The sequence below is a fragment of the Flavobacterium weaverense genome (assembly GCF_003688495.1).
GTDB classification, from domain to species: Bacteria; Bacteroidota; Bacteroidia; order Flavobacteriales; family Flavobacteriaceae; genus Flavobacterium; species Flavobacterium weaverense.
This window is the reverse complement of sequence record NZ_REFH01000009.1, coordinates 315599-342351: the sequence shown is the minus strand read 5'-3', so window position 1 is coordinate 342351 and position 26753 is coordinate 315599. Positions and strand designations below refer to the sequence as shown.

Genomic DNA, 26753 nt, shown 5'->3' with positions numbered 1-26753 from the left:
AAAAAAAATATTTATACTAATTTACATATTTTAAAGATACCCAATTGTTTCTTTCAAATTTTTTAACGTAAGTCAATCCTTTCTCAGTACATGACGCATCGATAACTGGAATATCTTCGTTGTAGAAACCGCTTAAAAGTAGGGTTCCACCTGAATTTAAACAATCAACATAACTTTGCATGTCGTTCAACAAAATATTGCGGTTGATGTTAGCAATAATCAAATCGTATTTTTTATCTTTTAACAGCGCAGCTTCTCCTTCGTAAACTGTAATTTGCTTGCAGTTATTGCGTTCTGCATTTTCGATAGAGTTTAAGTAACACCAGTTGTCAATATCAATAGCATCAATAGGCTTTGCGCCTTTCATCTCAGCTAAAATTGCTAAAATTGCAGTTCCGCAACCCATATCAAGTGTTTTCATTCCAGTGACATCAATTTCTAAAAGATGCTGAATCATCATGTGTGTAGTTTCATGGTGACCAGTTCCAAAACTCATTTTTGGCTCAATTACGATATCAAATTCGGCATCTGTTTTTGGATGAAAAGGAGCACGAACGTGACAATTTCCATCAACTTCGATTGCTTCAAAATTCTTTTCCCATTCCTCATTCCAATTGACCTGTTCGATTTCTTCGAAAGTATATTCAATTTTAAATTCATCAGATTCTAAAATTCGGATGCCGTCAAGAATCAATTCATCCCACAAATCTTTTTGAACGAAAGCTGAAATTCCTTTCTCTGTCTCGGTAAAGCTTTCAAATGCTTTTTCTCCTAGCTCAGCAATTAGTATTTCTGAACCTAATTCTTTAGGTTCGATTGTAAAATGATATCCAATATATATGTTTGACATGCTCTTTTTTTTGCAAAGGTAGCATTATCTAATTCTATGGAATAATGAAAACAAAAAAAAAGAGATTTGAATACTTTCAAACCTCTTTTTAAATTTTATTTAGAACTTTTAAATCGCTTTTACAATCGCAACAAAATCCTCAGCTTTTAATGCAGCTCCACCTATTAAACCTCCGTCAACATCTGGCTTAGAGAAAATCTCTTTAGCATTGTCAGGTTTTACGCTTCCTCCGTAAAGAATTGAAACGTTATCTGCGATTTCGATACCAAAAGCAGTGCGAACAGTCTGTCTAATAAACTCATGCATTTCTTGAGCTTGCTCTGGAGAAGCGGTTTCTCCTGTTCCTATTGCCCAAACAGGTTCGTATGCCAAAACAACATTTTCCCATTGATTTGCTTGGATATGAAAAAGACCATCTTTTAACTGATTTTCAACAATGTTAAAATGACTTTTCGATTGACGATCTTTTAATTCTTCACCAAAACAGAAGATTACAGTCATGTCGTGCTCTAATGCTGTATCAACTTTATTAGCGATTAATGCATCTGTTTCATGGAAAATAGCTCTACGTTCAGAGTGACCTAAGATAACAGTATTTACTCCAACACTCTTTAGCATATCTGCAGAAATCTCACCAGTAAAAGCGCCAGCTTCAGCTTGGTGAACATTTTGTGCGGCAACATCAATATTTGTAAACTCTAAATGATCTACGGCTGAAGCCAAATTAACAAAAGTAGGAGCAACGATAACTTGTGCGTCAGTTTCAGTTGGCATTTTTGCGATCAATTCATTTAGTAAATCTTCAGTTTGCTCTGCATTTTTATGCATTTTCCAGTTTCCTGCAACAATCTTCTTTCTCATTATGTTTGTGTTATATTGTTTTTTCTTTCGAAATTAATATTTGTTCTTTCTATTTCAATTTTGCTACGATTTCATTAATCTTATCAAAATCTGTTTCTATTGCGCGGTAAAGAACAATTTTTCCTTTTTTGTCTACAATGATATATCTTGGAATCCAATCCACGTTTAAAGCTTTTGCAAATACGCCTTTCATCTGGTCATTTGCCATAAAATGATTTCCTTTTATTTCGTGCTTTTCAATTCCATTTTTCCACTGTTCAGCGGTTTTATCCATAGAGATAAAAAGATATCCTGCTTTAGGATTTTTAGCTTGAAGTTCCTTGATTTTAGGCATTGCTTTGACACAATCACCGCACCATGACGCCCAAACTTCGATCACTAAAGTTTTTCCTTTATATTTTTTTAAAATGTTTTTGAAAGCCACTTGACTTCCATCAGTAGCAAGTAAAGTTTCAGATAGTGCTTCTTTTGAGAATTCTGTCTTTTGAGCTTTCGAACAAGAAAATGTCGTAAAAGCAATTAGAGCAAATATTATTTTTTTCATTTCAATGTTGTTTTTAACAAAGCTAAACAAACAATTTGAACCATGGTAAGGGATTGTAGTTTTTTTACTATCTATGATTCGAAAATACCACACTATTAACGTTATAGTTGATAAGTAATATAATTATACTTATTTAGAATTATGGAAAAAGAAATATATTGTAAGAAAAACAGAAAAGGATATAGTTTATAGCTCTAGTAAATAGTAACTACAATCTATATCCTTTTTAATTAATTTAAATAGTATTTAAAGCTTTAAAGCTTTAAAGCTTTAAAGCTTTTAAATCGTTATGGTGTAATTTCTGCATAATTGTTCCTTTTTCTAATATAATGATACTGGGATTTGCTCTTTCAATCGTTTTTAAAGTAATTGCATCACAGAAGTAGAAGTCAAATGTTAAAGCAAATTCTTTTTTTACTGCAGCAATTTGCTCTGGAGTAGAAGCAGTCATTCCTCCAACTTTATATCCTTTAGCTTTGGCTTGAAGATACAGTTTTTCCATTTTAGCTAATCCATCTTTATCAGCATTTACTAAATCGTAAGCCACTATCAGCAGTACTTTTGGTGCGTCCATAAATTCTGCAGTGTAGTCAGTGTCATCTTTTTCCATTGTAAAATCATGAATAGGAGGAACATAACCTTCTGTAATAACTTTGTCTTTTCGATCAACAAATACAGCATCTTCTGGAATATTTGCTAGTTCGTTTTCAGTAAATTCTTTATTTATACCTGCCACTTTATAGATGAAAACCATTTCAACAACTGATTTTTCAGCATCATCAGGAATTTGCATTCCCTCTGGAATATTATTTCCTAATTTGAATGGTCTAAAATCAATAAGCGGTAAATGATTAAGCACTACAACTCCCATAAGTGAGCATAATACAATACTGGCGTAAATAATAATGTTTTGAATGTTATTTTTAAACAAAGGATTGATTAGATTTTGATTAAAATATAATATAAGAATAAAAAATAACAGTACTATATCCTTTGTAAAAGATTCCCAAGGTGTTAGTTTCAAAGCATCTCCAAAACAGCCACAATCTTTTACAACATTAAAATATGCTGAATAAAAAGTTAGGAATGTAAACATTACTATTAAAATTAGTAAACTCCAAACCGTAAATTTTGTTTTAAAGCCAATCAGTAGCATGATACCTAAAACTACTTCTAAAATCACTAAAATTAAAGCAATCGCTAGTGAGAACGGTACGAAAAAAGGCATATTGAATACTGGCTCGCTAAAATATTCTGCAAGCTTGTAAGAGAATCCTAAAGGATCGTTTAATTTTATTAATCCAGAGATGATGAATAATATTCCAACAAATATTCTAGAAAATTGAGTTATTATGTTTTTCATTTTTATTTTTTTATTTTTCATTGCCACGAATTCACAGAGGCACAAATTTTAGTAGTTGATTTACCTTTTCTAGGATTTTACTAAAGTAAAAACTTATTTATTACCAAAACCCATTAAAATCAAAGCGAAAATTGAGTAGTTAATCATATCTTGGTAATTAGCGTCGATTCCTTCAGACACTAAAGTCTTTCCTTTATTATCTTCAATTTGTTTGACACGAAGTAGTTTTTGCAAAATCAAATCTGTTAGTGAACTTACTCGCATTTCGCGCCAAGCTTCCCCGTAATCGTGATTTTTATTTTGCATTAATTCTTTTGTCAATGCTACTTTTTCATCATATAATTGAGTCGCTTTTTCAACGCTTAAATCTGGCTGCTCAGCTACACCTATTTCTAATTGAATTAATGCCATGATCGAATAATTGATAATCCCAATAAATTCACCTGTTTCATCTTCATCCACTTTGCGAATTTCATTTTCTTGTAAACTTCTAATTCGCTGTGCTTTGATATAGATTTGATCAGTCAATGAGGGAAGTCTTAAAATACGCCAGGCGCATCCATAATCTTTCATTTTATTAATAAACAGTGTACGACAAGTAGTAATTACGGTGTCATATTCCTTTGAAGTATTCTTCATTATTGATGTATATTTGTATTCAAATTTTTTCAAAAATAGGAATAATATTTTTGACTACAGAATTTTGATGTCTATTAAACAATAAACGAATGACTATTAACTGCAAAGGCATATTGGTTGATTTATCGATTCCTAAAGTAATGGGAATTTTAAATGTAACGCCCAACTCTTTTTACGATGGCGGAAAGTATAAAAGCAAATCCGAAATTCTATACCAAGTAGAAAAAATGCTACTTGATGGTGCTAGCTTTATCGATGTTGGTGCTTATTCTAGTAAGCCGAATGCTGATTTTGTATCAGAAACAGAAGAAATTTCGAGAATAGTTCCTGTTGTAGAATTAATCCTTAAGCACTTTCCTGACAGCTTTTTATCAATTGACACTTTTAGAAGTGAAGTTGCAGCGATTGCCCTTAAAAGTGGCGCGGCGATTATCAATGATATTTCGGCGGGAATGCTTGATGAAAAAATGTTGGAAACGGTAGGTAAATTCAATGTGCCGTACATAATGATGCATATGCGCGGGACTCCACAAACGATGCAAACGATGACAAACTATAATGATATCGTAAAAGAAATGTTGTTTTACTTTTCTGAAAAAGTTGCTGCTGCTAGAAAATTCGGAATTAATGATTTAATTATAGATCCAGGTTTTGGTTTTGCCAAAACTTTAGAACAAAACTATGAGGTTTTTCAAAAACTAGATTTATTTAAAATTTTAGATTTACCACTACTTACAGGTGTTTCAAGAAAATCAATGATTTATAAATCGCTTGATATTAAAATAAAGGATTCTTTAAATGGTACTACAGTGCTAAATACGTTGGCATTGACTAAAGGCGCTAAAATTATCCGAGTCCATGATGTAAAAGAAGCAGTGGAATGTGTTACCTTATTCAATAAAATAAATAATTAAAAATGAAGTATTTTACTCTTATTGCTTTTATCATGCTCTTTTCTTGTGGAAATAAAGAAGATGTATTGTTGCCAAAAGCGGCTACTACAATTGTGAAAAACATTGACGATTTATCTCCAATTTATATCTTTTTTCGCGCAAACGGAAAAGATACTACAGCTGAATTAAATCGTAAGAACAGTATTATTTCTACTAATTGGATTCTTAATATTGATAGGCGTTTACCGTTGCGTTTAGTAATTCCTCACGTGATTAAGCTTCAGCAGAAAAAGCGTGAAGAAAAAGCCCACAAGAATGAAAAAGCAGAAAATTATTATTCATATGCTGATACAATCGGGAAAAATTTAGCTTTCATACCTTTTACAAACGTTTATTATAAAATGGAGGAACCGACTAAGGGAAATTTAAAAATTTGCTTTTATAAAGATAGGTTAGAAGTAAATGACTCCGTAGTTTCAAAATTGAAATTAGAAGAATATCTGAATAATATAAAAATTGAAAATGAAAAAACTTTCATCTTATGCTTTGATAAAAACATAAGTTATGGGTCTTACATATATAGTAAGGTTTTTATAAAAAATATTAAACTAAATAAAAAAGAGTTGAGTTTTGATGAGAATCAGGAGTTCATTTTTTAAAAGTAGTTTCTCCATCAAAATGTAGATACTTAAATGAACTCAATTTTAAGCTTCTAATTGCCAAAAAAAAAATCTTACTCTATTTATAAAGTAAGATTTTTTAATTTTCTGAAATAATATTTACTTTCCTCCTCCAGTTGTAGCACCTTTTATAAGTTGACCTCTAATTTCTCCGCCAGCAAAAGCAGTACTATGTAAATTAACATAGTTTAAGTTTGCTTTTAGATCTGCTTCTTGTGCAGTCGTTAACGCAACACTTGTAAACGTAATAGGTGAAGCAGCGCTTGTAAAAGGGAAGATAACTGCTCCGTTAGTACCAGCAGCACCCATATGAATATGCCCAGCTACAGCTGTCGTTAGGTTATGAGTAACGTTGATAGTAAACGCTTTTGTAGTGTTATTAAAAGTAAGAGTCGCAGTTCCTTTAGCTGCTGAGCTATTGGCAGGAACTTCATTTTCACCACTTAGATTAGCAGTAAAAGTTGTAACATTTGGGCCATCATTTGAATCATTGTCGTTGTCACAAGATATGAAAGTTAGCACACAAATTGAAATTGCAAAAAATCGAATTAAGTTTTTCATTATTAAGTGTTTAAAATTAAGTTGAAGTAAATTTAGAAGTGTTTTTCAAACTTATATTTCTATTTAACACGAAATTATTTATTGTTTAACTTTATGTATAGGATTTATATTACAAACTATAATTAAAGAAATATAAATTGTACCGACTTACTGTGTTTGCTTCATTTAGTAATTCGAATATAAAGCGTTTTATTGATGATGATACGGTTCATTCTTCAAAATGGTAAAGCCTCTATATAATTGTTCGATAAAAAATAAACGCACCATTTGATGTGAAAAAGTCATTAAAGAAAGTGAAATTTTCCCTTGCGCTTTTGCATAAACAGTATCTGAAAAACCATAAGGTCCACCGATTACAAAAACTAGAGTTTTAACGCCTGAGTTCATTTTTTTTTGAAGTTCCTCTGAAAAAGCTACGCTAGAAAATGTTTTTCCGTTTTCATCCAATAAAATTAGTTGATCCGTGGGACTGATCTTTTCTAATATCAGTTCGCCCTCTTTTTCTTTTTGTTGACTTTCTGATAAGTTTTTTACGTTTTTGATGTCTGGAATTATATCCAGATCAAATTTGATATAAAAAGAGAGGCGTTTTGTATAATCGTCTATTAAAGTTTGAAGGGCTTTATTATCCGTTTTACCAATAGCAATTAATTTGATATTCATCAGTTCGTTTTTCAATAAGAATGCAAAGATAGTAAACTAGTTTTGGAATTTAATTCTCCCTTCTGAACCGGTCGGTTTTGGAGTTAATTCGAAAATTAAATTTGGTGACAATAAGTCTTCTTTTCGATGAGAAACAAAAATTATAGCGATAGAAGTTTCTTTAGCTAGCGCGGAAATAAGCTGCGTAACTAATGAGACATTTTCATCATCTAAACCTTCAGTAGGTTCGTCTAAAATTAATAAAGGTGGGTGTTTTAAAACGGCTCGCACAATCATGATAACCCGCTGTTGACCTGCAGAAAGATGAATGAATGCCGTTTTTTTCAAGTGACTCATGCTGAGAAATTCTAACCACTCATTCATAACCTTTGTCTGTAATGTACTAGGTTGAAGATAAAGCCCGACTGAGTTAAAAAAACCAGAAAGAATCATTTGTTCTACTGTATGGCTCTTTTGAAATAAGTCTATCATTGCCGTTGAAAACTGACCAATATTTTTCTTGATGTCCCAAATAGTTTCGCCCGTTCCTTTTTTTCTACCAAATAGATACAATTCTTGTCCGTACCCTTTTGAATTATCACCTGTAATCAGCGAAAGGATTGTGCTTTTACCAGAGCCATTCGGACCTATAAGTTGCCAAAATTCTCCATTTTTGATCGTCCAATTAATATTTTTTAAAATTGGTTTTTCGTCATAGCTTACATTCAAATTTATCATCTCAACTAAATTTGATTCAGCAAGATTAATCTTTTCAAGTGGCTGTGGAATTGACTTTAGTAAAAAATGGTCTGCTGCGGGTAAGTCTGTAAAATGAATTAATTTAAAAGAGTTGTCTAGAATTTGTCTCCTGTTAATAATAAAAGGAAATATATCTACACTTCGATTTATAATTTGAATTAGACTAACTTTTTTAGAAAGCTGTTCCAATTCAATATGCAGTTCTATTCTTGAATTGTAGTCTAAATGATCTAAAGCATTATCTAGAATTATATAATCAGTATTCTGAATAATACAATATTTTAAAAACTCTTTTTTACGTTCACCAGAGGAAAAAGTACGCAATTGTCTTTTAGTTGCTGGATCTGCTTCAATTGAATCGTATTGGTATTCTTTCTCTATAAAATCTTCAATTGCTAAGTCAGAAAACAAAATTCCTTTTCGATTGTTGAAAAAATTTAGTTCAATAGGAGCTTCATGATTCAAGATTTTATCAATAAATTTCTTTTTAGCGACATGATTACTTAGAAGTATGGCCCAGTGAGTACTATTTTGCATTTTAAAATTTTAAGAAGATCAAAATTGTTAAGTGGCTTCAATTTTTGAAATTAACAACTGAAATTTTTCTTCTTGCTTATTTCCTATTAAAAATGCGACTTCTTCTAAATTGGAGCCATCATAATTGGGTAAATCTAATTTTTTTCCTCTAAAAGATGGATATAATTCTATAATTGGAATTTCAATATTTTCCCAGTTTCCAGATGTTTGAAAATGATAAATATAGGAGTGCGAATCTTCTTTTTTAGATTTTACTCTAAATTGATATTCTTTTCCATCACCTTTCATTCGAATCGTAAACACATTGCTATTTGATAAATCTAAAGCTTTTGCGTCCAACTTTACCGAGCAAAATCCACCATTATTCTCCAGCGAAACTGCGCCTTCAAATATTGCATTTCCTTCAGCACCTAAATGGAAGGTGCTCTGCGATTTTCCTCCCATTACCCCGTCGTTCACAACGATCCAAGCACTAGAATTAGCATTCGAACTAGAATCAAAAATTTCTATTGCATTCATAATTATATTTTTTTATGCTGAATTTAGAAAATGATTAGGGTGTTAATGGCGCACCTACAGCAATATCACATCTATGATTAGCTTGACCATGAGGTGGATTCATTCCTTCGGCTGTAACAACTGTTTCAGCTGGAGTTGTAGTGGTTGTCACTGTTGGAGTTGGCGCTGTTACTTTTTGTGGCGTATTTGACGGCGCAGCTCCGTTTAAAGGTGCACCAACAGGAATTTCGCAACGATGACCGGGTTGTCCGTGGGCAGGATTCATTCCTGCAGCAACAGCTGATGGATTCATATTTTGTGAATTTTGATCTGTTGTTGCTGATTGTGACTGCGCTTTCATTTGGTTACCGACTTCTGTAAAGGGAACCACAGTGCCACGAACGTTGCTATTTTTTTCCTCAGTATCGTTTTTACAAGAAGTAATTAATAATGACGATGCGAAGAGGAGGCTTATATAATATTTCATAAAAGTGTATTTATTTTAGTATTTTCAAATATATGATTTTAAATAGCAAAGCCAAAACTAATGATATTCATTTCCGATCTTCTATCCGTTGTTAAATGTTCGATTATGCGTTTTGATCATTATTTTATTTTTGTAACGGCGTAAATTTTTTAGATTCGGAATCGTGAATTACATAATAACAAATTTTCAAATCCATAAAATATACATTACTTTAGCATTCCATAAATTTTTTATAAAATGATTAGCGATATACAATTCCAAAAGGAACTAGATTTAATTATTGAAAATGCTATTAGGGAAGATGTTGGTCCTGGCGATTATAGTTCGTTAGCTTGTATTCCTGACTCTGCACAAGGAAAAGCGAAACTGCTTGTAAAAGAAGATGGTATAATTGCTGGCGTAGTTTTTGCTAAAATGGTATTTAAGTACGTAGACGCTAATTTGGAGATAGAGACTTTCATCGAAGATGGAACTCAAGTTAAGAAAGGCGATATAGTTTTTCACGTTTCTGGAAGTTCTCAATCCATTTTGAAAGCAGAACGATTAGTGTTGAATTCAATGCAGCGAATGTCGGCCATTGCGACAAAGACAAATAAATACGTTCAGCTTTTAGAGGGTACAAACACTAAAGTTTTAGATACTAGAAAAACCACTCCGGGTTTTAGAGCTTGTGAAAAATGGGCTGTAAAAATAGGTGGTGGAGAAAACCATCGTTTTGCCTTATATGATATGATTATGTTAAAAGATAATCACAATGATTTTGCAGGCGGAATTACTTTGGCTATAGCCAAAACAAAAGCATATTTAAAAGAAAATAATCTTTATTTAAAAATCATCATCGAAGCTAGAAACTTAGACGAGATACAAGAGATTTTAAAAAGCGATGGAATTTATCGAATTTTAATTGACAATTTTAATTTTGAAGATACTAGGAAAGCAGTTGAACTTATAGGTTCTAAATGTTTAACAGAATCTTCTGGAAATATTAATGAAAGTACAATACGGAGTTATGCGGAATGTGGTGTTGATTATATTTCATCTGGTGCGTTAACACATTCAGTTTACAACATGGATTTGAGCTTAAAAGCAATATGAGTAAAGAAATTGAAGCGAAACTAGAGAGAATTCCTATTGTAAGGAATCTAGTTCACGGTTTACAAAAGATAAAACTTCCGTGGCTAGAAGGATTATCTTTATATGATCTGCTAGAGCTTTATGGTTTAGGAATCGTAGAAAGTGCATTAACTTATCACGCAAGTGCTATTGCATTTAGCTTTTTTATGGCACTTTTTCCATTTGCTTTATTTATCTTAAATCTTATTCCATTTATACCAATTGTAGGATTTCAAGAGGATTTCCTGATGTTTGTTAAAGATGGCGTTCCACCAAATACGTATGATGCTATTTACCAAATCATAACAGACATTCTTAATAATAGTGATTCGGGTTTACTTTCTTCCGGTTTTATGTTGTCTATATTTTTAATGGCAAATGGATTAAATGGAATTTTAGGTGGATTTGAAACATCGAGACATGTTTTAATAAAACGAGGTTTTATCAATCAATATTTAGTCGCGTTAGCAATGTCAATGTTGCTATCTTTACTGTTAATAGTAACGGTATCGATAATTGTAGTTTTTGAAGTGATATTGCAAATGACTGTTTTTAGTGATCAAGTTCAACTAATTGTGATTGGCCGTTATGCATTCGTTATTTTAATGATTTTGATAACGACTTCAGTACTATTTAAATTTGGTACAAAACATGATAAAAACCGAGCTTTTATTTCAATTGGATCTGTATTTACAACGATTTTGATCGTACTAGATTCTTACTTTTTCGGAATATGGGTAACAAAGTTTTCACAGTACAATGAATTATATGGGTCGATAGGAACATTATTGGTTTTGATGTTTTATATTTGGATCAATTGCATGATACTTTTATTAGGTTTCGAATTGAATGCAACAGTAAATAAATTAAAGGCAAAAAATAGTATTTGATTAAATAAAATCAAGCAATATAAGTCCTTGAAAGCAATATTTTTAATCATAATCATAATCAAAAACAAAAAAAAACAAATAATATGAAAAACACACTAACAATTCTCGCCTTATTTATTTCAATGGCATTTTATGCACAAGGAAATTCAGTTATTGGAAAATGGAAAACTATCGATGATGAAACAGGTAAACCAAAATCGGTTGTGGAGATATATGAAAATTCAGGTAAAATTTACGGAAAAGTGGTTGATATTTTAGATGCCGATAAGAAGAAGAATCTTTGTACTAATTGTCCAGGTGCTGACAAGAATAAACCAGTAATGGGGCTTGTTATCATAAAAGGACTTAAGAAAGATGGTTCTGAGTATAACGGTGGAAAAATCATTGATCCAGTAAGTGGGAAAACATACAAATGCTTTCTAGCATTAGACGGAAACGATAAATTAAATGTGCGTGGTTACATAGGTCTTTCTTTATTTGGAAGAACACAAACTTGGCAAAGAGTAAAATAATAGTAAATTGTGAGTTATGAGTTCAGAGTAAAGATCCAAATCATAACTCAATTCATAACTCATAATTAATTTAAGATGTATTTCGTCGAAGTAATTTTACCGCTTTCCTTAGCCAAAACATTTACATATAGTATATCTGAAGCTGAGTTTTTTTATATAAAACCAGGAATGCGAGTTGCAGTGCCTTTTGGCAAAAGTAAAATTTATACTGCATTAGTAATAGAAATTCATCGAAATCAACCCACTTTATACGAGGCTAAAGAAATTCATCAAATCTTAGATGAAAATCCTATTGTCACATTAATACAAATTGCCCATTGGCAATGGATTGCTTCTTACTATATGTGCGCCATAGGCGATGTTTATAGAGGAGCTATGCCTAGTGCACTTTTATTAGAAAGTGAAACTTTAATTTCTCAAAAAACTGATATTTTTGTAGATTCTTCTCTTCTTAGTGATGAAGAGTTTCTCGTTTACGAAGCACTCCAACAGCAAAGTTCTTTAAAGGTTCAAGATATTATTGCCATCTTAAACAAGAAAAATATATTTCCTGTTATCCAGAAATTAATTGATAAAAACATTTTAGTTCTACAAGAGGAAATTCAAGAGACTTACAAACCAAAGTTAGTTCGATACGTTCGTTTGCACGAAAAGTATAATTCGAATCAAGGTCTAAGTGAATTATTAGAAATCTTAAAAAGTGCTGCCAAACAAAAGGAAATTGTTATGCGCTACTTTCAGTTAAGCGCGACAGAAAAAAAACCTATAACAGTTAAAAAGTTGATTGAAGAAGCAAATTCTTCATCAGCGATTGTAAAAGCTTTAATTGAGAAAGAGATTTTTGAAGATTATTTACTGCAAGAAGATCGCATAAATTTTGACGGTAACTTTCTCAAGAAAGAATTGAAATTAAGTGAAGCGCAGAACGAAGCATTTGTTGCAATTAAAGATAATTTTGATAGTAAGGAAGTTTGCTTGCTTCATGGCGTTACATCCAGCGGGAAAACCGAAATCTACATAAAGCTTATTGAAGAGCATCTTGCGACAGGAAAGCAAATTTTATATTTATTGCCTGAGATCGCTTTGACGACACAATTAGTTGGACGTTTAAGTGCTTATTTTGGAAATAAAGTAGCTGTTTTTCATTCGAAATATAATAATAATGAACGCATAGAAGTTTGGAACCAAGTGCTGCAAAACTCTGAAAAAGCGCAAGTAGTAATAGGGGCAAGGTCTGCTTTGTTTTTACCTTTTAATAGTCTTGGACTAATCATTGTTGATGAAGAACATGAGCAAACATTCAAACAAGCTGATCCTGCACCAAGATATCATGCCCGTGATGCAGCAATAGTTTTAGCGTATTCTCATAAATCGAAAGTTTTACTAGGATCTGCCACACCATGTATTGAAACCTATTTTAATGCTAAATCAGATAAATTTGGTTTAGTTGAAATTACCAAGCGATATGGAAATGTAATGATGCCTGCAATTGAGCTTGTAGATTTGAAAGATAAATACTTTCGAAAAAAGATGACAGGACATTTCAGTGATATTATGATAGCCGAAATTACAAGCGCGTTATCCTTAGGAGAGCAAGTTATTTTGTTTCAAAATAGAAGAGGTTATTCTCCTATAATAGAATGTCTCACTTGCGGACACGTGCCTCAATGTCAGCAATGCGATGTAAGTTTGACGTATCATAAACATAAAAATCAGTTACGCTGTCACTATTGTGGCTACAGTATGGCAAAGCCAACTAATTGTCACGCCTGCTCGAGTGTTGATTTAACGACAAAGGGATTTGGAACTGAGCAGATTGAGCAAGAATTAGTAAGTATTTTTCCAAGTTCGAAAATAGGAAGGATGGATCAAGATACAACTCGAGGGAAATTTGGTTTCGAAAAAATAATTGATAGTTTTAAAAATAGAGAAATTGACATATTAGTAGGAACTCAAATGTTGGCAAAAGGATTAGATTTTGATAACGTAAGTTTAGTTGGTGTTATGAATGCTGACAATATGTTGTATCATCCTGATTTTAGAGCTTTTGAGAGAAGTTTCCAAATGTTGACTCAGGTTGCTGGAAGAGCAGGAAGATCTGAGAAACAAGGAAAAGTGATTATTCAAACGTATAATCCTAATCATAATACAATACAACAAGTTACTAATAATGACTATTTAGGCATGTACAACGAGCAATTGTATGATAGGCAAATTTATAAATATCCTCCCTATTTCAGAATTATAAAGATAACATTGAAGCAACGCGATTACGATAAGTTGAAAAGTGGTTCGATGTGGCTGTATCAAGTAATGAGTCAGAACTTGCAAATACCAGTATTAGGTCCTGAAGAGCCACTTATAAGTAGAATTAGGAATGAATACATTCGTACCATCATTATTAAAATTCCTCAAAATGTACATATAGGAAATACGAAAGAAGCTATTCAAAAAATGCTAAATAGTTTTGAAGCTGTAGCTCATTTTAGATCGATAAAAGTAACTCTCAATGTTGATTTTTATTAATGGTAATCTATAAGGTGTATTTGTTCGAAAAACAAATGACTTAAAAATTGAAATTCCTATTTATCCACTAATTTTAAAAGTAGTGGATAGATAGGAATTCTTATAAAGCGCCAAGCTCTAATTATATTTTACTAAAGAAAAGTATTTATGAAAACGCTAGTGCCTTAACTAAGTCTTCTTTTTTATGTCGGCTCAATGGAATTTTAGTCATTCCAATTTCAGCATATTTACTGTTAAAACGTTCTACCTTATCAATATTTATAATGTACGACTTGTGTACTCTAACAAATTTCTCTTTTGACAAATCATTTTCAAAAGACTTCATAGTTGATAGTACTAGATTACTATCATCCTCTGTAACCACTCTTACATAGTCACCAAAAGCCTCAATCCATTTTATTTTAGAAGTAAAGATTTTCAATTTCTTTAAATTACTCTTGATAAAGATATGCTCGCCTTCTTCCTCTTTACTATCTTTCTTTAATAAATGAAAGTCGATTGCTCTTTTAACAGAAGCATTAAAACGATCAATTGCTATTGGTTTTTGAAGATAATCCGTAGCATCATAATCAAAAGCTTTCATAGCATATTCCGCCTTTGATGTAATAAAAATAATTTGTGGTTTTATTTTTAATCCATCAAGGAAATCAAATCCATTAATAACAGGCATTTCAATGTCAAGAAAAATTAAATCTACATTATGCAAAGACATGCAACTTTTAGCTTCAATGGCATTGGAAAAATCTCCTATTAAGTTCAAATTTTGATGATTATTGACTAATTTAGCAATTATCATTCTCTGGATAGAACTATCATCCACGACAACACAGTTGAGTTTCATAAATAAAAGAATTTAGATTTGGCTACGTAAACATACTTTTTTTATTTGAAAAAAAACTACTTAATGGCTTTTTTTTTTGTCATTCGTCGAATAAAAGGAGTTTAGTGTTGTTTGTTCAGAATTAATGTTTACTTTTGCACCCAAATTAACATTAAATACATTTTTTATGAATCATTATGAAACTGTTTTCATTTTAAATCCCGTTTTATCTGACACACAGGTAAAGGAAACAGTAAGCAAATTTGAAGATTTTCTTACTAGTAGAGGAGCAGAAATGGTGTCTAAAGAAGATTGGGGCCTTAAAAAAATGGCTTACGAAATTCAAAACAAAAAATCTGGTTTTTACCATTTATTCGAATTCAAAGTATCTGGAGAAGTTCTTATTGCTTTTGAAACTGAATTTAGACGTGACGAGAGAATTATGCGTTTCTTAACTGTAAGTTTAGATAAACACGCAATTTCTTGGGCTGAGAGAAGAAGAACTAAATTAAAAGCAACAAAAGCATAATCATGGCTACACTACAACAATCGGCTTCAGGAAAAAAAGACGGAGATATCAGATATCTTACGCCTTTAAACATAGAGACAAATAAACAAAAAAAGTATTGTCGTTTCAAAAAATCAGGTATCAAATATATTGATTATAAAGATGCTGATTTCTTATTGAAATTCGTAAACGAACAAGGGAAAATTCTTCCTCGTCGTTTAACAGGAACTTCATTAAAATACCAAAGAAAAGTTTCAGTTGCTGTGAAAAGAGCACGTCACTTAGCTTTAATGCCATACGTGGCGGATTTACTAAAATAATATTTAACAAAGTTTGTTGGTTTTCTGAAATATGAAACCTAACTTCTATAATACAAGGACAACAACATGGAACTTATTTTAAGACAAGATGTTCAAAATTTAGGATTTAAAGATGATATCGTTACGGTAAAAAATGGTTACGGTCGTAACTTTTTGATCCCAACTGGTCAAGCACACTTAGCTACTTCTTCTGCAAAGAAAGTATTAGCTGAAAACCTAAAACAAAGAGCACACAAAGAAGCTAAAGTAGTTGCAGATGCAAAAGCATTAGCAGAAGCTTTAAAAGCTATCGAAATTAAAATCTTTGCAAAAGCAGGTGGTGAAAAATTATTCGGTTCAATCACGAATATTGATATCGCTGAAGCTTTAGCTAAAGGTGGACAAACAATCGAAAGAAAATTCATCACTAGCGGAATTGTTAAACGTACTGGTAAATATACTGCTAGCGTTCGTTTACACAGAGATGTTATCGTTGAATTAGATTATGAAATCGTTGCTGAAAACGCATAATTTCTATCTAAATAGATCTAAATCCCGATGTGAGTCGGGATTTTTTTTGTTTAAGGTCATTGCGAGGGATGAAGCAATAACATAAAAATGAAAATATAATCACAAGTCATAAAAAATTGCTTTGCGCTTTAGCGCGTTAGCTGCAAAATTTACTATTATGAAATATTCAAGATTAACTAAGGAGCAGTTTGAAGAGCTACATCAGGAATTCAGCACATTTCTGGCTACTCAAACGATTGACAAAGCAGAATGGGATACCATAAAAAGAGAGAAGCCTGAAGTTGCTGAGCAAGAGCTAGATGTATTCTCTGATTTAGTATGGGAAGGAGTCCTAGGAAAAGCGGAATTTTTAGAGCACTTTTCTAAAAATCATATTTTTCTCTTTCATTGTTTTGAAACTTACGTTCATTCAATTGTTTTGAAATCTTTAGTTCCAGAAACTGATTTTCTTTCTAGAGAAGGATTACAATGGTTAAGCGATAATATGTTTACTGATACAATCGAAATGAAAGTTGGTAAAAAGGAATTTACAGAAGAGCGCAATACTTCGATATTTGCATTAATTCAGCAAGGTGCCTTTTTAAGCGATGGTCTTTTATACAACCAAATAAATTCAATTATTGAATCGTAAAATTTATTGTTATTACTTTTTAATTGGTTATTTTAGTACTCTTTTACAGAAACTAAAATAGCCAATTTTTATTTTATATGAATATTCAAAATACAATTCAAGTTTTAAGAGAGGAATTAAATCAGCACAACTATAATTACTACGTGTTAGATACACCCACAATTTCTGATTATGAATTTGATTTGAAATTAAAAGAACTTCAAACACTTGAAGATCAAAATCCTGAATATTTTGACGAAAGTTCTCCTACGCAAAGAGTGGGCGGAACAATTACTAAAAATTTCCAAACTGTTCCGCATGAATACCGAATGTATTCTCTCGACAATTCTTATTCAAAAGAGGAGTTAATCGAGTGGGAGAAACGTGTTCAGAAAGTATTAGGCGATATGCCTTTAGAATACACTTGCGAATTAAAATACGATGGTGCTTCAATTAGTATTACTTATGAAAATGGAGTTCTTAAACGTGCTGTAACGCGCGGTGATGGATTCCAGGGTGATGATGTAACGAGCAACATTAAAACTATTAAATCTGTCCCACTTAAATTAAAAGGTAATTTCCCTTCTAAATTTGATATTCGTGGAGAGATTATTTTGCCGTTTGCAGGTTTTGAGAAAATGAATCAGGATTTGATAGAAATAGGTGAAGCACCATATTCGAATCCCAGGAATACAGCATCAGGAAGTTTAAAGTTACAAGATAGTGCTGAAGTAGCTAAACGTCCACTTGATTGTTTACTTTACTTTATAGTGGGCAGTAATTTGCCTTTTACATCGCAGTTTGAAGGATTAGAAATGGCTAGGAGTTGGGGGTTTAAAGCACCTAAAGAAGCAAAATTAGCTCATAATTTAGACGGAGTCTTTGAATTTATTGATTATTGGGATGTTCATAGGCATAATCTACCTTATGAGACTGACGGAGTAGTAGTGAAGGTAAATTCTTTTTATCATCAAGATGAATTGGGTTTTACTGCTAAATCACCACGTTGGGCTATCGCATACAAATTTAAATCTGAGCAAGTTTCAACAATTCTAAATTCAATTTCTTATCAAGTAGGACGTACTGGCGCAATAACTCCAGTTGCAAATTTAGAAGCAGTGCAACTTGCTGGAACTATTGTAAAAAGGGCTTCACTGCACAATGCAGACCAAATTGAGAAATTAGATATCCGTGTTGGAGATACTGTTTTCGTAGAAAAAGGTGGTGAAATTATCCCAAAAATTATAGCTGTAGATGTCACAAAGCGTCTTGAAAACTCAGAGCCCACGCAGTATATTACAAATTGTCCAGAATGTCAAACATTGCTTATTCGAAATGAAGGGGAAGCCAATCATTATTGTCCTAATTTTTATGGTTGTCCTCCACAAATTATTGGTAGAATCCAACATTACATTTCGAGGAAAGCGATGGATATTGAAGGTTTAGGAGGAGAAACAGTGACACTCTTATTCAACAACGGATTGGTTCATAACTATGCAGATTTATATGATTTGACTGTAGAGCAAATTCTTCCTTTAGAGCGAATGGCGCAAAAATCTGCTGAAAATTTAGTTACTGGTGTTCGTAATTCTATTAAAATTCCATTCGAGAGTGTTCTTTTTGCATTGGGTATTCGATTCGTTGGAGAAACTGTAGCTAAAAAATTAGCAAAACATTACAGAAATATTGACGCACTGAGTAAAGCAAGTTTGGCTGATCTGATTTTAGTGGATGAGATAGGTGATCGAATTGCTAAAAGTGTTATCGAGTTTTTTGACAATGAAGAAAATAGAAGGAGTATCGAAAGACTCAAAAGTTACGGTGTTCAATTTGAAATCATTGAAAAAGTAAATCTTGATGCTACTGATAAATTACAAGGGAAAATCTTCGTTGTTTCTGGTGTTTTTGAAAAATTTTCTAGAGATGATTTGAAAAAAGCTATTGAAGATAATGGTGCTAAGGTAGGTAGTTCAATTTCTGCTAAAACAGATTATGTTGTTGCAGGTGATAATATGGGTCCAGCTAAGTTAGAAAAAGCTAGTAAACTTAATATTCCTATTATATCTGAAACTGATTTTATGAAACTAATCGAATAAGGAAATTTTAATTGCGATTTATTATTTTTCTTGTGTAAAATGAAGTTTGTCACTCTCAATGTAAATCTATTTAAGTAATTAAAAGATAAAAATTATGCTAACACTTAAATATGAAAATTATGTTGGTCGATGGCTAACTGCATTCTTTTTTGTTACCGTTATTATTGAGATTACATCAGAAATACTTCTAGATCATTTGCTATTATTTATATTTAAGCCCTTATTATCGATTGGTATAATGGCACTTTATTGGAACGCATCTACGGAAAGAACAAAATTGTTTTTTGTAGTCCTGAGTTTATCCTTAGTCACAAATTTGTTTTTTATATCAAAAGTAGAAAATTTGTTGTTTATAGGATTGTTGGTTTTCTTAGGTCATCGGCTGCTAATAATTTATTACGTAGCGCGATTAATAAAACTTACAGATTATGTACCTGTTTTGATCGCTATGACTCCATTTTTATTTATTTTCTCGTACTTATTACTGATTACTACAGAAATCAATACTAGCAGTTATGTTATTTTAATTTTCCAGAACTTGTTGATTTCAGTAATAGGTGGACTCACTTTGTCGGCTTACGTTATGAATTATAACAAGACAAATTCGTGGTTATTTATATTTGGTTTGCTGTCAGTAATGCAATACTTTATTGTATTTATTGAAAAATACTATCTGCTAAATATGGCGCCAATTGCCTTTAGACCTTTGGCGATGCTACTAAACGCTGGTGTTTATTACACTTTTTATAGATTTGTAATTGATGTAGAAACTAAACCTGTTAAAGGAATTGTGCTAAACAACAATTGATCTTCCATCGTGAATTTTATTTTTATCAGAGTCAAAAAACACATCTATTCTTCCAAGATTTATACCGTAGCATCCTACCTGATTCACTAAAACATCTTTTCCGTCCAAGTTTTTAACAACTGTAGGTTTATCGAGAAAAGTGTGCGTGTGACCTCCTAGAATCATATCTATATCCTTAGTTAAAGTTGCTAATTTCAAGTCACAGATTTTCTCTGGTTCATTTCTATAATTATATCCTATATGAGATAGGCAAATTACTAAATCACATTTTTGCTCTTGTTTCAAAATCCTGACCATGTCTTGAGTTGTTTCAACAGGATCATTGTAAACTGTTTCTCCATACATCTTTTTATCTACTAGACCTTGCAGCTCAACTCCTAATCCAAAAACCCCAACCTTAATTCCGTTTTTATTAAAAATTTTGTATGGCTTTACATGTCCGTCCATTACGGTATTTTTAAAATCGTAATTGGCCGAAACAAAGTCAAAGCTAGCGTGCGGAAGTTGTGCATATAAACCTTGTAAGCCATTGTCAAAATCGTGGTTACCAATTGTTGCAACATCATATTTCATCATACTCATCAATTTGAATTCTAATTCTCCTCCGTAGTAGTTGAAGTAGGGTGTACCTTGAAATATATCTCCAGCGTCTAAAAGTAAAACGTTTGGATTTTCTTCTCGTATTTTTTCGATTAATGATGCTCTTCTAGCCACACCGCCCATATTAGCGTTTCTAGGGTGATCCGCTGGAAATGGATCAATATAACTATGCACATCATTAGTGTGTAAAATAGTTAATTGTTGGGTTTTTACTGTTTCAAAACTACTTAGTGACAATCCTAGGCTCAATAATGCTGAACCTGCAGCTGTTTTTTCTATAAATTCTCTTCTTTTCATTTTTATTTTTTTTAAACTAATTCTTATAATAAAAATTAGGATCTATTTCCGGCTTAATGGAGCTGATACTTACAACTCAAAAGCTATTTCTTTGCTGTTTTATGACAGATAGGATTTCTATTAACGATGAATATTTTATTATTTATAGCAATTACTTATTCTACAGTAATTCTAATATCTTTTATAACAGGAATCGTATCTACTTGTTTAAAATAATCAATAAGGATATTTCGTAATTTGTAGTCCAAATCAAATTTTTGAATTCCTTTTTTAAAGAAATTCATGTTGTCTCCTCCGTCAGATAAGTAATCATTTGTTCCTACATAATAAATAGTTTCTTTTTGAATCGGTTTTCCCTGAACTAAAACATTCTTTGATTTATTACTTTTATCAATCGTGAAAGTTATTCCTGATAATGGATGCGATTTTTTATCCGTGATTAAAAAGTCTACCATTTCATTAATTTGTTCTCCTTTTAAGGCGATTACAACCATACTATTTTCAAAGGGCATAATCTCAAATGCATTTCTTGCAGTTATATTTCCTTTGGGAAGTATTGAGCGTATTCCACCACTATTCAGTAAGCATATATCAATTTTTTTCTTCTCTCTAGTTTCAAATACTAGATTACCGCGCATCAAAGAAACATCAGCCATAAGATTTCCAATTGTAGATTGCCATTGGCCACTTTTATCTAAAGTAGTAGGACAGTAGGCTAAAATACTATCTAAATCATTGTTGATATGTTCGCGATAAGGTTTAATAAAATTCTCAATCTGAGCGACTTGATTTTCCTTTTCAGTTATAGGAATTCTTTTACCCTCTATCTTTGTAATGTTGTAGTTCTGTTTGCCACAGGAAACAACAATTAATAATGTTAAGAATATAACAAAAAGTTTAAAAACGTCATTATACTTTTTTAGATTTACCATTTTAAATGCAACTTAATTAATTAATTTTGTAACCAAGTAAAAGTAATATGTTTTTAAATTATATAAAGGATTTTATTGTAAAAAAAACATTAAAACGGAACTTGAAAGATTTGAATACTATTTTTTCAGATAATCTAATTGTTAAGGTTGGATTATTAGTCGACGCAAGTAATTTTTTAGACACTGATAAATTAATTAATAGTTTGATAAGCAATGGAATAAAGCGCGAGAGCATAACGACCATTATTTACTTTGACAATAATAGAAAAGACAATTTGAAAACTGGAAATTCGTTCAGTTATTCATCTCTAAATTGGAAGGGACAAATTGTGGAACCAATAGTAAATGATTTCATCGCAGAAAAATTTGATTTATTAATCAATTATTATGAAGTTGAGAAAGCGATATTAATACAGATAACTAAAGATTCTCAAGCAGAATTTAAAGTTGGTTTTGCGTCGGTGGATAAGAGATTGAATCACTTTATAATTAAAACAGATGCTAATACTCCAGCTGTTTTTACAGATGAATTATTTAAATATTTAAAATTATTAAACAAAATATAACGCTAACTATGCAAGCATTAATAGGAACAGGTGTCGCTCTGGTTACTCCATTTAAAGTGGATTTTTCTGTTGACACAGAAGCATTAAAAAGAATTGTAAATTTCTCTATCGATGGGGGAATTGAGTACTTAGTTGTGATGGGTACAACTGCTGAGAACGCTACTTTGTCTTCCAATGAAAAGGAGTTAGTAATTAAGACTGTTATAGAAGTGAATGATAATCGACTACCTTTAGTTTTAGGAGTGGGTGGGAACAATACTATGGAAATAATAGAAGAACTAAAAACTAGAGATTTGTCTGCTTTTGTCGCTATATTATCAGTTTCACCTTATTACAACAAACCAACACAGGAAGGAATTTACCAGCATTTTAAAGCGATTGCCGAAGCTTCGCCAATCCCAGTTGTTTTATATAACGTTCCTGGACGAACTGGTAGTAATATGTTGCCTTCAACAGTATTGCGTTTAGCAAATGATTTTAAGAACGTTGTAGGTATAAAAGAGGCGGCCGGAGATATCGTGCAAGCAATGCAGTTGCTAAAAAATAAACCATCTGATTTTCTTGTAATTTCGGGTGATGATATGATTGCTTTACCAATGGTTTTAGCAGGAGGAGCGGGTGTAATTTCAGTAATAGGACAAGGTTTTCCGAAAGAGTTTTCAGAAATGATTCGTTTAGGCCTTAATAGAAAGGTAGATGAAGCTTTTAAATATCAATATCTTCTATCTGATTCTATTGATATGATTTTCGAACAAGGAAATCCAGCTGGTATCAAGCAAGTCTTTCTATCACAAGGGATTTCAGAAAATGTTGTTCGTTTACCCTTAGTAAAAGTCGACGATTCTCTAGCAGAACGATTAGATCTATTTGTAAAAAAAATTAATACTTTAGCTTAAAAAAGCAGTCTTTTTTTAAACAAAAAATATATTTTGAAGTCGCTAAATTAATAACTAAATTTGCCACCGAAACTTCGGTATGATTTCGTAGGTTGTTCCAACTAAGAAATCATCAAAAAAGTAAAAAAATGAAAAAAATAATATCTCTATTACTTCTTATCGCTGTTTTTAGTTCTTGTAATGAGTATCAAAAAGCATTAAAAACTGAAGATGTCGCTGTTAAATTTGAAATGGCAACTAAATTATACGACGCAGGAAAATATTCGAAAGCAATTCGAATTTTTGAACAGATAGCTCCAGCCTATAGAGGAAAGCCTCAAGCAGAGAAACTGTTCTATATGTTTTCACAGTCTTACTATAAAACAAAACAATATTATTTAGCAGGTTACCAATTTGAAAGCTTTGTTTCAGGTTACCCAAAAAGCGAAAAATTACAAGAAGCAGCTTATTTAGGAGCTAAAAGTTACTCGATGCTTTCACCTGTTTATAGTTTAGATCAAACAGATACGTATAAAGCGTTAGATAAATTGCAAACATTTATTGACAATTATCCTAATTCTCAATATTTAGCAGAAGCTAATACTGCTGTAAAAGCATTGAGCGATAAAATTGAAAAGAAAGTTTATGAAAATGCTAAAGGATACAACACCATATCTGATTACAAAGCAGCCATTGTAGCTTTAGATAACTTTATATCAGATTATCCAGGAACTCCATATAAAGAAGATGCATTATTTTACAAGTTTGATTCAGCGTATCAATTAGGTATAAATAGTGTTCCTGCAAAAATGGAAGAGAGATTACTTGTTGCTAAAACTGCTCAGTCAAATTTGATGAAGTTTAATGCTGAAACAAAATACAAAAAAGTAGCTAACGAAATGTTAGTACGAATAGAAAAAGATTTACAAAAATTTACTAAATAAATAAAGCCATGGATTTAAAAAAGACGAATGCTCCAGTAAATACAATAACGTACAACAAAACAGTTATTGAAGAACCTACTGGTAATGTGTATGAAGCGATAACCATTATGGCTAAAAGAGCAAACCAAATCAATTCTGAAATTAAAAAAGAACTGACTGAAAAATTGGAAGAGTTTGCTACATATAATGACAGTCTTGAAGAAGTTTTTGAAAATAAAGAACAAATTGAGGTTTCTAAATTTTACGAAAAACTACCTAAGCCACACGCTTTAGCAGTTCAAGAATGGTTAGATGGTAAAATTTACCATAGAGATTCTAACAAATAATAGTACGATGTCAGTTTTAAATGGTAAGAAAATTTTACTAGGAATTTCTGGTGGAATTGCAGCCTATAAAACAGCCTCATTAGTACGACTCTTTATAAAAGCAGGTGCACATGTCCAAGTGATAATGACACCTGCTTCTAAGGATTTTATAACGCCGTTAACGTTATCTACTTTATCAAAAAATCCCGTATTTTCTAGTTTCTATAATGAAGAAAACGAAAATGAAAAATGGAATAATCATGTAGAATTAGCTCTTTGGGCTGATTTGATGGTTATTGCTCCCGCTACAGCAAATACATTATCCAAAATGGTAAATGGAACTTGCGATAACTTATTACTTGCCGCTTATCTATCAGCAAAATGTCCTGTTTATTTTGCTCCTGCAATGGACTTAGATATGTATAAGCATTCTTCTACGATTAATAATTTTGCTTCCTTAAATCATTTTGGAAACATTATAATTCCCGCTGAAAACGGTGAATTAGCTAGTGGTTTATCTGGCGAAGGAAGAATGGCTGAACCAGCAACAATAGTTTCTTTTATCGAAGCTGATTTAGAAAGTAAACTTCCTTTAAAAGGAAAAAAAATATTAATTACCGCCGGACCTACTTATGAAGCAATCGATCCCGTGCGTTTCATTGGAAATCATTCGTCTGGAAAAATGGGTTTTGATATTGCTAATAGTGCTGCCAACTTAGGAGCATCAGTAACTTTAGTATCTGGACCTACGCACTGTAAAGTGTCAAATCCTTTAATAAATTTAATTGAAGTAGTTTCTGCCGAGGAAATGTTTAATGCTTGTCACGATGTTTACGATGATGTTGATGTAATGATTGCAGCAGCAGCCGTTGCTGATTATAGACCAAAATATGTTGCGGAACAAAAGATTAAAAAGGCAGCCGATAGTTTTGTCATCGAATTAGAAAAAACAAAAGACATTTTAGCTTCTCTGGGATCCCAAAAGAAGAATCAGTTTCTCATTGGTTTTGCTTTGGAAACTGAAAATGAAATTGAAAATGCAAAGTTGAAAATTCAGAAAAAAAACTTAGATTTGATAGTTCTGAATTCTTTACAGGATGAAGGCGCAGGATTTGGTAAAGAAACAAATAAAGTAACTTTTATAGATAAGTCTTTTCGTATCGAAGCCATGGAATTAAAGTCTAAACAAGCGGTTGCAGATGATATTTTGAAAAAAGTAATAGCTCATTTTGGAATTAAATAGTAGTAAAGTATTTAAAACTAAGCTCATATTATTTGCCATTTCTAAGATGTACAACTGAAAACAAAAAACGTAAAATGAATAAAATAGTTACTTTTCTAATTTTCTTAACAGTTGCATTTGCTCAAGCTCAGCAATTGAATTGTACTGTGACTGTAGATTCGCAAAGATTGAGTGTTACAAATCAGCAAGTTTTTAAAACTCTAGAAACATCTATAACTGAATTTGTCAATAAAACGGATTGGACAGGAATTGCTTTTAAACAAAATGAAAAAGTGAACTGTTCGATGTACATTACGATCAATTCAAACGCTTCTGATCAGTTTACGGCAACTATCCAAGTTCAATCAGCAAGACCAATTTATAATTCCTCGTATTCTTCTCCTGTTTTAAATTTTAATGATAAAGATTTTAATTTTAGATATACAGAATTTGAAAACTTAACATTTAATCCTACGACATTTGACTCGAACTTAGTTTCAGTACTTGCTTTTTACAGCTACGTTATATTAGGACTTGATTCAGATACTTTCGCATTGCAATCAGGAGACAGTAGCTTAGAAATTGCGCAAAATATTGCAAATGTTGCGCAGCAAAGTGGTTCAAAAGGTTGGGGACAAGGTGATGGAAATCAAACACGTTACTTTTTAATAAACGATCTTCTATCTCCAACATTTAAACAAGTTAGACTAACAATGTTTGATTATCATACTGGGATGGATTTAATGACTAAGGATTTGAAAGCTTCTAAAGAAAAGATAAAAACAGCTCTTGTTAATCTATCAAAACTAAATGCCACAAGGCCGAACGCTTTTTTAACCAGAGTGTTTTTTGATGCTAAATCAGATGAAATCGTCTCTGTTTTTTCAGGTGGACCAAGTATAACGATTTCTGATTTAACTGATAATTTGAATAGAATATCTCCTTTGAACACGAGTAAATGGTCATCAATTACTTATTAATTGAT

At 31.8% G+C, this 26753-nt stretch carries 30 protein-coding genes and 1 pseudogene; 18 read left to right on the top strand and 13 right to left on the bottom strand.

What is annotated here, in order from left to right:
• Positions 1–16 precede the first annotated feature (16 nt).
• The 5 genes from prmA to BC961_RS08280 form a co-directional block, all read right to left on the bottom strand.
• A complete protein-coding gene (prmA, locus tag BC961_RS08300; RefSeq protein WP_121925387.1) occupies positions 17–850 on the bottom strand; it encodes a 50S ribosomal protein L11 methyltransferase in 834 nt (277 codons plus the stop codon).
• 108 nt (positions 851–958) lie between these two features.
• Positions 959–1711: a triose-phosphate isomerase gene (gene tpiA, locus BC961_RS08295; RefSeq protein ID WP_121925386.1), complete on the bottom strand. Its 753-nt coding sequence runs from the start codon at positions 1709–1711 to the stop codon at positions 959–961.
• Between the two features lie 49 nt (positions 1712–1760).
• Positions 1761–2255, bottom strand: coding sequence for a TlpA family protein disulfide reductase (locus tag BC961_RS08290; protein WP_121925385.1), 495 nt, complete (start codon positions 2253–2255; stop codon positions 1761–1763).
• Between the two features lie 262 nt (positions 2256–2517).
• Positions 2518–3618 carry a BT_3928 family protein gene (locus BC961_RS08285; protein ID WP_121925689.1) on the bottom strand — a complete coding sequence of 367 codons (1101 nt, stop codon included), beginning with the start codon at positions 3616–3618 and terminating at the stop codon, positions 2518–2520.
• A 93-nt stretch (positions 3619–3711) separates the two neighbouring features.
• Positions 3712–4257: a DUF1599 domain-containing protein gene (locus tag BC961_RS08280; RefSeq protein WP_121925384.1), complete on the bottom strand. Its 546-nt coding sequence runs from the start codon at positions 4255–4257 to the stop codon at positions 3712–3714.
• An 89-nt stretch (positions 4258–4346) separates the two neighbouring features.
• On the opposite strand from BC961_RS08280, the gene folP reads away from it, so the two are divergent.
• Together folP and BC961_RS08270 are read left to right on the top strand one after the other, a co-directional pair.
• Complete coding sequence (folP, locus tag BC961_RS08275) at positions 4347–5171, top strand: dihydropteroate synthase (protein ID WP_121925383.1); 825 nt, start codon at positions 4347–4349, stop codon at positions 5169–5171.
• A gap of 2 nt (positions 5172–5173) precedes the next feature.
• On the top strand, positions 5174–5809 hold the full coding sequence (locus BC961_RS08270; RefSeq protein ID WP_121925382.1) for a hypothetical protein: 636 nt from the start codon (positions 5174–5176) through the stop codon (positions 5807–5809).
• Positions 5810–5929: 120 nt separating this feature from the next.
• Here BC961_RS08270 and BC961_RS08265 read toward each other — a convergent pair whose 3' ends face one another.
• From BC961_RS08265 to BC961_RS14980, 5 genes and pseudogenes are all read right to left on the bottom strand, one after another.
• Complete coding sequence (locus BC961_RS08265; protein WP_121925381.1) at positions 5930–6391, bottom strand: CHRD domain-containing protein; 462 nt, start codon at positions 6389–6391, stop codon at positions 5930–5932.
• 189 nt (positions 6392–6580) lie between these two features.
• Positions 6581–7054, bottom strand: a complete 474-nt coding sequence (rlmH, locus tag BC961_RS08260) for a 23S rRNA (pseudouridine(1915)-N(3))-methyltransferase RlmH (RefSeq protein WP_121925380.1) — start codon at positions 7052–7054, stop codon at positions 6581–6583.
• A 36-nt stretch (positions 7055–7090) separates the two neighbouring features.
• Positions 7091–8329: an ATP-binding cassette domain-containing protein gene (locus BC961_RS08255; protein ID WP_121925379.1), complete on the bottom strand. Its 1239-nt coding sequence runs from the start codon at positions 8327–8329 to the stop codon at positions 7091–7093.
• A 27-nt stretch (positions 8330–8356) separates the two neighbouring features.
• Positions 8357–8848, bottom strand: coding sequence for a CIA30 family protein (locus BC961_RS08250; protein ID WP_121925378.1), 492 nt, complete (start codon positions 8846–8848; stop codon positions 8357–8359).
• A gap of 34 nt (positions 8849–8882) precedes the next feature.
• Positions 8883–9122: pseudogene (locus BC961_RS14980) on the bottom strand (hypothetical protein); the annotation flags it as partial.
• 429 nt (positions 9123–9551) lie between these two features.
• On the opposite strand from BC961_RS14980, the gene nadC reads away from it, so the two are divergent.
• The 4 genes from nadC (at position 9552) to priA (ending at position 14355) form a co-directional block, all read left to right on the top strand.
• A complete protein-coding gene (nadC, locus tag BC961_RS08240) occupies positions 9552–10409 on the top strand; it encodes a carboxylating nicotinate-nucleotide diphosphorylase (protein ID WP_121925376.1) in 858 nt (285 codons plus the stop codon).
• A complete protein-coding gene (locus BC961_RS08235; protein WP_121925375.1) occupies positions 10406–11317 on the top strand; it encodes a YihY/virulence factor BrkB family protein in 912 nt (303 codons plus the stop codon). The genes nadC and BC961_RS08235 overlap by 4 nt, the downstream gene beginning before the upstream one ends.
• Before the next feature lie 83 nt (positions 11318–11400).
• Positions 11401–11829, top strand: coding sequence for a DUF2147 domain-containing protein (locus BC961_RS08230; protein ID WP_121925374.1), 429 nt, complete (start codon positions 11401–11403; stop codon positions 11827–11829).
• A 75-nt stretch (positions 11830–11904) separates the two neighbouring features.
• Positions 11905–14355 (top strand): replication restart helicase PriA, encoded by a 2451-nt coding sequence (gene priA, locus BC961_RS08225; protein ID WP_121925373.1) that lies wholly within the window; start codon positions 11905–11907, stop codon positions 14353–14355.
• Positions 14356–14500: 145 nt separating this feature from the next.
• Here priA and BC961_RS08220 read toward each other — a convergent pair whose 3' ends face one another.
• Positions 14501–15196, bottom strand: coding sequence for a LytR/AlgR family response regulator transcription factor (locus BC961_RS08220; protein WP_121925372.1), 696 nt, complete (start codon positions 15194–15196; stop codon positions 14501–14503).
• Between the two features lie 166 nt (positions 15197–15362).
• Here BC961_RS08220 and rpsF point away from each other — a divergent pair, with 166 nt between their 5' ends.
• From rpsF to BC961_RS08190, 6 genes are all read left to right on the top strand, one after another.
• Complete coding sequence (rpsF, locus tag BC961_RS08215; RefSeq protein WP_121925371.1) at positions 15363–15704, top strand: 30S ribosomal protein S6; 342 nt, start codon at positions 15363–15365, stop codon at positions 15702–15704.
• Positions 15705–15706: 2 nt separating this feature from the next.
• A complete protein-coding gene (gene rpsR / locus BC961_RS08210) occupies positions 15707–16003 on the top strand; it encodes a 30S ribosomal protein S18 (RefSeq protein WP_066077030.1) in 297 nt (98 codons plus the stop codon).
• Positions 16004–16069: 66 nt separating this feature from the next.
• Positions 16070–16513 carry a 50S ribosomal protein L9 gene (gene rplI, locus BC961_RS08205; protein ID WP_121925370.1) on the top strand — a complete coding sequence of 148 codons (444 nt, stop codon included), beginning with the start codon at positions 16070–16072 and terminating at the stop codon, positions 16511–16513.
• A gap of 157 nt (positions 16514–16670) precedes the next feature.
• Positions 16671–17144: a DUF6495 family protein gene (locus BC961_RS08200; protein ID WP_121925369.1), complete on the top strand. Its 474-nt coding sequence runs from the start codon at positions 16671–16673 to the stop codon at positions 17142–17144.
• A 77-nt stretch (positions 17145–17221) separates the two neighbouring features.
• Positions 17222–19219, top strand: coding sequence for an NAD-dependent DNA ligase LigA (gene ligA / locus BC961_RS08195; protein ID WP_121925368.1), 1998 nt, complete (start codon positions 17222–17224; stop codon positions 19217–19219).
• Between the two features lie 94 nt (positions 19220–19313).
• A complete protein-coding gene (locus BC961_RS08190; RefSeq protein ID WP_121925367.1) occupies positions 19314–20027 on the top strand; it encodes a hypothetical protein in 714 nt (237 codons plus the stop codon).
• Here BC961_RS08190 and BC961_RS08185 read toward each other — a convergent pair.
• Positions 20013–20924, bottom strand: a complete 912-nt coding sequence (locus BC961_RS08185; protein WP_121925366.1) for a bifunctional metallophosphatase/5'-nucleotidase — start codon at positions 20922–20924, stop codon at positions 20013–20015. The two genes, BC961_RS08190 and BC961_RS08185, sit on opposite strands and share 15 nt — an antisense overlap.
• 155 nt (positions 20925–21079) lie before the next feature.
• Positions 21080–21856, bottom strand: a complete 777-nt coding sequence (locus tag BC961_RS08180) for a 5'-nucleotidase C-terminal domain-containing protein (RefSeq protein WP_121925365.1) — start codon at positions 21854–21856, stop codon at positions 21080–21082.
• 47 nt (positions 21857–21903) lie between these two features.
• Between BC961_RS08180 and BC961_RS08175 the strand changes: the two genes are divergently transcribed.
• The 6 genes from BC961_RS08175 to porD all read left to right on the top strand — a co-directional run bounded on the left by BC961_RS08175 (position 21904) and on the right by porD (position 26748).
• Positions 21904–22422 (top strand): DUF6913 domain-containing protein, encoded by a 519-nt coding sequence (locus tag BC961_RS08175; protein WP_121925364.1) that lies wholly within the window; start codon positions 21904–21906, stop codon positions 22420–22422.
• Positions 22423–22430: 8 nt separating this feature from the next.
• Positions 22431–23318 carry a 4-hydroxy-tetrahydrodipicolinate synthase gene (gene dapA / locus BC961_RS08170; protein ID WP_121925363.1) on the top strand — a complete coding sequence of 296 codons (888 nt, stop codon included), beginning with the start codon at positions 22431–22433 and terminating at the stop codon, positions 23316–23318.
• Between the two features lie 128 nt (positions 23319–23446).
• Positions 23447–24241, top strand: coding sequence for an outer membrane protein assembly factor BamD (locus BC961_RS08165; protein ID WP_121925688.1), 795 nt, complete (start codon positions 23447–23449; stop codon positions 24239–24241).
• A gap of 8 nt (positions 24242–24249) precedes the next feature.
• The gene (locus tag BC961_RS08160; RefSeq protein ID WP_026709525.1) at positions 24250–24567 is read left to right on the top strand and encodes a DNA-directed RNA polymerase subunit omega; all 318 of its coding nucleotides are present in this window, start codon (positions 24250–24252) and stop codon (positions 24565–24567) included.
• A 7-nt stretch (positions 24568–24574) separates the two neighbouring features.
• Complete coding sequence (coaBC, locus tag BC961_RS08155) at positions 24575–25789, top strand: bifunctional phosphopantothenoylcysteine decarboxylase/phosphopantothenate--cysteine ligase CoaBC (protein ID WP_121925687.1); 1215 nt, start codon at positions 24575–24577, stop codon at positions 25787–25789.
• 74 nt (positions 25790–25863) lie between these two features.
• The gene (gene porD / locus BC961_RS08150) at positions 25864–26748 is read left to right on the top strand and encodes a type IX secretion system protein PorD (RefSeq protein WP_121925362.1); all 885 of its coding nucleotides are present in this window, start codon (positions 25864–25866) and stop codon (positions 26746–26748) included.
• The last annotated feature ends 5 nt before the right edge of the window (positions 26749–26753 follow it).